The 5,262-nt window shown below is 66.2% G+C and carries 2 protein-coding genes and 1 pseudogene; 2 read left to right on the top strand and 1 reads right to left on the bottom strand.

What is annotated here, in order from left to right:
- Positions 1–28 precede the first annotated feature (28 nt).
- Together NI18_RS15895 and NI18_RS15890 are read left to right on the top strand one after the other, a co-directional pair.
- Positions 29–496, top strand: a pseudogene (locus NI18_RS15895) (HlyD family efflux transporter periplasmic adaptor subunit); the annotation flags it as partial.
- 10 nt (positions 497–506) lie between these two features.
- Positions 507–2,036, top strand: coding sequence for a DHA2 family efflux MFS transporter permease subunit (locus tag NI18_RS15890; RefSeq protein WP_031396601.1), 1,530 nt, complete (start codon positions 507–509; stop codon positions 2,034–2,036).
- 47 nt (positions 2,037–2,083) lie between these two features.
- Here the strand turns inward: NI18_RS15890 and NI18_RS15885 are convergent, their stop codons facing one another.
- Positions 2,084–4,774, bottom strand: coding sequence for a TonB-dependent receptor (locus NI18_RS15885; protein ID WP_037531330.1), 2,691 nt, complete (start codon positions 4,772–4,774; stop codon positions 2,084–2,086).
- Positions 4,775–5,262 lie beyond the last annotated feature (488 nt).

Here is a 5,262-nt window from a genome sequence, read left to right as displayed (position 1 = left end):
CTGACCCGCGGCACGCGCGCGACACGCCCCCGAGGTCCTCGCCGCGCGCGCCAAGCTGCGCCAGGCCCGGCTCGACCTGTCGCGTGCGGTCGTCCGTGCGCCGATCGACGGCGTGATCTCGCAGCGCAACGTCCAGATCGGCCAGCGGCTCGCGCCCGGCACCGCGGCGATGGTGATCGTGCCGGTCGACCAGCTCTATGTCGACGCCAACTACAAGGAGGGCCAGTTGCAGCATGTTCGCGTCGGCCAGCATGCGACGCTGATCTCCGACCTGCATGGCGACGACGTCGTCTATCACGGCCGCGTCGTCGGGCTCGCCGGCGGGACCGGCGCGTCGTCCGCGCTGATCCCCGCGCAGAACGCGACCGGCAACTGGATCAAGGTGGTCCAGCGTCTGCCGGTACGCATCGCGCTCGACCCCAAGGAACTGCGCGATCATCCGTTGCGCGTCGGGCTGTCGATGGACGCCGAGATCGACATCTCGGGCGATCGCTAGGAACGGATCGATGGCCGCCGACACGTCCGCGCCGGTGCTGACCGGCCCGCGCCTCATCCTTGCGGGCTTCGTGCTGGCGCTGACCAACTTCATGGTGGTGCTCGACACGACCATCGCCAATGTGTCGGTGCCGCATATCTCGGGCGGGCTCGGCGTGTCGCCGACTCAGGGGACCTGGGTCGTCACCTCCTATTCGGTCGCCGAGGCGATCTGCGTGCCGCTGACCGGGTGGCTGGTCCGGCGGTTCGGGACGATCCGCGTCTTCATGGCGGCGATGATCGGCTTTGCGGTCTTCTCCGCCTTGTGCGGCCTCGCCTCGTCGCTCGGCGCGATGGTCGCGTTCCGGATCGGGCAGGGCTTTTGCGGCGGCCCGCTGATGCCGCTGACGCAGACGCTGCTGCTGACCATCTTTCCCCCGCAGAAGCGCGCGGCGGCGATGGGCGCCTGGGCGATGACGACGGTCACCGCGCCGATCCTCGGGCCGATCCTGGGCGGGACGATCAGCGACAACTGGTCCTGGCCGTGGATCTTCTACATCAACCTGCCGATCGCGATCTTCTGCATCGTCGGCGTCTTCACGCTGTTGCGCAAGTCGGAGACCAAGACCGAGATCGTGCCGATCGACCGTTTCGGCCTGTTCCTGATGGTCGTGTGGATCGCGGCGTTGCAGATCATGCTCGATCTGGGGCGTGAGCATGACTGGCTGGGGTCGAGCTTCATCGTCGGTTGCGCGATCATCGCGGCGATCGGCTTCGTCACCTTCCTGATCTGGGAGCTGACCGCGGGCAACCCGATCGTCGACCTGCGCGTGTTCCGGCACCGCGGGTTCACCGTCGCGGTGACCGCGCTCGCCTTCAGCTTCGGGACGTTCTTCGCCTCGGTCGTGATCATCCCGCAATGGCTGCAGTCGACGATGGGCTATACCGCGAGCGATGCGGGCTATGTGACCGCGTTCAACGGCGTGCTCGCGGTGATCTTCTCGCCGATCGTCGCCAAGCTGAGCAACAAGGTCGATCCGCGCGCGCTGGTGTGTTTCGGGATCTTCTGGCTCGGGCTGACGTCGGTGCTGCGGACCTTCTGGTTCAGCGGCGCGGATTTCTGGATCCTGGCGGCGCCGCAGCTCGTCCAGGGGCTGGGCATGCCGTTCTTCTTCATCCCGCTGACGATCATCGCGCTGGGTGCGGTCAATCCCGAGGAGACCGCGTCGGCGGCGGGCGTGATGAGCTTCCTGCGCACGCTGGCGGCGGCGATCGGCACCTCGATCGGCAGTACCATGTGGCAGAACAACGCGCAGACGAACCGCGCCGAGCTGACCAACATCCTCAACAATGGCGATCAGGTGATCGCCAACGCGCAGCAGCACGGACTGAGCGCGGAACAGGGGCGCGGGCTGATCGAGCGGGTGGTCGAGCAGGAGAGCTTCGCACTGGCGACGAACCACCTGTTCGCCTTTGCCGCGCTGATCTTCTTCGTGTCCGCCGCGATCATCTGGCTGGCGCCGCGGCCCGCCCGGCCGGTCGACCCCGCCGCTGCGCACTGATCCGGTGGTGAGATGACGGGGGGCACCGCGGCGCCCCCCGCCCGGTCTCAGTATTTCACGCGCAGACGCGTATAGTAGAAGCCGCCGTTGAAGCCGAACGGCCCGCCGTTGCGCGGATAGACCTGGCCGTCCGACGTGCCGCCGGTCAGCGGATAGATCTGCACGGTCGAGGTCGGCTTGAGCCGATCGGGATGCTCGTCGGTGAAGTTCTGCGCGCCGACCGCGACCGTGAAATGCTCGGCGAAGGTGTAGCTGAGCTCCAGATCGGTGACGAACTTGCCGCTGAACACCTGATTCGGCACGCCGTTGGTCTGGCCGTAATCCTGCGCGCTGGTGAACGAGCTGTAGTAATTCTCGCGCACGTTCAGGCTCAGATTGTCGAGCGTCCAGCCGGCGTTGAAGACGACGCGGTGCTTTGGCGCGAGATTCTCCGCGTCGATCAGCTGCGCGGTGCCGACCACCCGGGCATCGAACTCGGTAACCTTGGTGTCGTTGTAGTTATACGCCAGCGAGAAGTTCAGCTCCGCCTCGCTGAACCGCGTGCGGTAGGTGCCGACGACGTCGATGCCCTGGGTGCGCGTCTTGAAGCCGTTGGTGAAATACTGGACCTGGCCGCCGACACCGACCGGCAGCAGCGCCGGCTGCGCGGCAAGGTCCGCCGCGGTGACGATGAAGGGCGAGGTCAGGCCGATCCGGTTGCGCAGGTTGATCCGGTAGCCATCGACCGTGACCGTCATCCCGCGGACCGGTTCGAGGATGAAGCCGAGTCCGTAATTGGTCGATTTTTCCGGGGTCAGGTTGCTCGCGCCATAATATTGCGCGACCGCAGTGTTGGTCGGGTAGGTGCCCGCCTGGAACGCGACGCCGTTGTTGAACGAGGTCGTGACGATCGAGACGTTCGACTGGCCCGGCGACGGTGCGTGGAAGCCCGTGCCGAAGCTGCCGCGGACCGAGAAGGCGTCGGCGAACTTGTACAGCGCGTTCACCTTGCCGACCCAGGCATCGCCGAATGTGTTGTAATGTTCGTACCGGCCCGCCGCGCCGACCGTCAGCGCGTCGGTCAGATCGGTTTCGAGCCCGACATAGGCGGCATAGGCCTTCTGGCTGAACTTGCCTGCGGTGGCGGGGCTGGTGCCCGCATAGCCGCTCGCGCCGACGCCCTGCGCCGCGGTCGTGCCGGAGGCGACGTACACGCCCGGCGCGGTCTGGGTGAAGAGCTGTTGCGCGATCGCATAGGGTCCCGCGGCATAGGATTGCGTGTCGCCCGCGGTCTGTTCGTAGGTTTCCTTGCGGAACTCCCCGCCCGCCGAGATGGTCAGCGGTGCGGCGAGACCGAGGTCGGCGGCATAGGTGAAGTCGGCGTTGAAGTTGGTTTCCTTCTGGATCAGGTCGCCAAAGTCGAAGCTGGTCTGCGTCGCCGGGCCGTAGGAGAAATTGGCCGAGTCATACATCGACAGCGACAGCTTGTTGCGCGCCAGCGTGCCGGACAGGTCATAGCTGAAGGCGCCGGACGTGCCCTTGTAGCCGAGCACCCCGTACACTTCCTGCGTCTTGCCGACGAAGCGCGGCGTGAAGCCGGCGGGGTAGAGCGTGCCGAAGCGGAAGGTGTTGCCGTCGCGAACGAAGCCGCCGCTCGGGCAGGTCGCGTTGCCGGTCGGGCAGGGGGTGAGGAAGAAGGTGTTGTTGAACGCGCCGTTCGCGCCCTGATTGCGGACCACCCCGTTCGTGTCGACCGCGGTGCTCGACACCGAGGCGCGGTAGTTGAAGCTCTGATTGCCCTTGCTCTGCGCATAATTGGCAAAGACGTAGATCTTGCTGCTGTCGGTGACGTTGATCGCCGAGTTGTAGACCGACTTGAAGCCGTGCGAGGGGGAATTGCCCCAGATCTGCACGGGCAGCGGATAATTGGGGAGCTGGTTCGCGAGCGCCGGGAAATTCTGCGCGAAATTGGCGGCCGACGGGCGGGTGCGGCCGCGGCTGGTCTGGCCTTCGTCGACATATTCGCCGGTGACGTTGATGAAGCCCCAGTCGCCCTTCACGCCCGCGTTGCCCGCGATCTGATAGCTTTCGCCGTCGCCCGCATAATATTGGCCGGCGCGACCGACCAGCTCGATCCCCTGATCCTCGCGCAGGCCATAATTGAGCACGCCGGCGATCGCGTCGGAGCCATATTGCGCGGTCGCGCCCTCGCGCAGCACCTGCAGATTGCCGATCGCGAGCGACGGGATCGCCGAGATGTCGGGCCCCTGCGCACCGCGGCCGAGCCCGGTGTCGCTGCCGCCATAGACCTGGACGAGCGCCGAGCGATTATAGCGTTTGCCGTTGATCATCACGAGCACCTGATCGCCCGACAGGCCGCGCAGCGACGGCGAGCGGACGAAGGTCGAGGCGTCGGAGATCGAATTCTGCCCGGCGTAGAAGGACGGCACGATATTCTTGAGCGCGTCGATCATGTTGGCGGCGGGCTGCGACGTCAGTTCGGCCGAACTGATCACGTCGACCGGCGACGGCGACGTGGCGAGCGTGCGATCGGTGCGGCGCGTGCCCAGCACGACGATGTCGTTCGACGGCTCGGGGGTCGCGCTGGCGGCGTCGGGTACGCTTTCCTGCACGGCGCTGGCCGGTACGGGTGTGGGCGCGGCGCCATCCTGTCCGCTGCCGGGCGTCGCTGCGAAGGCGGCGGACCCGGCAAGAAGTGCGACCGCCAGTGCGACGGTCGAGGTCGTGTATCTGATCATCCTAAGCCCCCTTTGAAAAGTGGCTCTCAGGATCCTCCCCCATCATCGCCGTTCCAGACCGCCGATTCCCCTTGGCGCGCTGCGGAAATTGCCCTGTCACACGCAAGGACGGCCGCCTGTCCGGCTTCGTCTCTGACCTGTCTTGGCAACAAACGGCCATAGCGGTCCCGTCTTTGCAACCGAAAATACGCACGACTTTCATATGGACGTCATAATGTTGCAGAATTGACGCAATCGATTGTCCCGGTTCCAGCCAGACAAGGGGCGGCGGACGTGGTGGGCCGGGCAGCGCCACCGGGGCCAAAGCCGGGTCGCGGCGGATCGGCGGCGTGCGACCGGCGGAACCCGAAACGCGGCAGACGCGGCAGCTTTCGGGTTCCGCGCAGCGCTCAGCGCGCTAAGCAGCGGACAAGGGGAACTTATCGTGTCAATTTCAGTGTCTCATCGCCTCGCCGGGATCCTTGCCGCGGTCACCAGCTGGCGCCTGC

Source organism: Sphingomonas sp. Ant20, assembly GCF_000783375.1.
Taxonomy (GTDB): Bacteria; Pseudomonadota; Alphaproteobacteria; order Sphingomonadales; family Sphingomonadaceae; genus Sphingomonas; species Sphingomonas aerolata.
The sequence above is the reverse complement of the archived record's forward strand: the minus strand, read 5'-3'. Positions and strand labels throughout refer to the sequence as shown.

Excerpts from the sequence above, each read along its gene's own strand:
- NI18_RS15890 (WP_031396601.1), top strand. The coding sequence starts at position 507 with ATGGCCGCCGACACGTCCGCGCCGGTGCTGACCGGCCCGCGCCTCATC.
- NI18_RS15885 (WP_037531330.1), bottom strand. The coding sequence starts at position 4,774 with ATGATCAGATACACGACCTCGACCGTCGCACTGGCGGTCGCACTTCTT.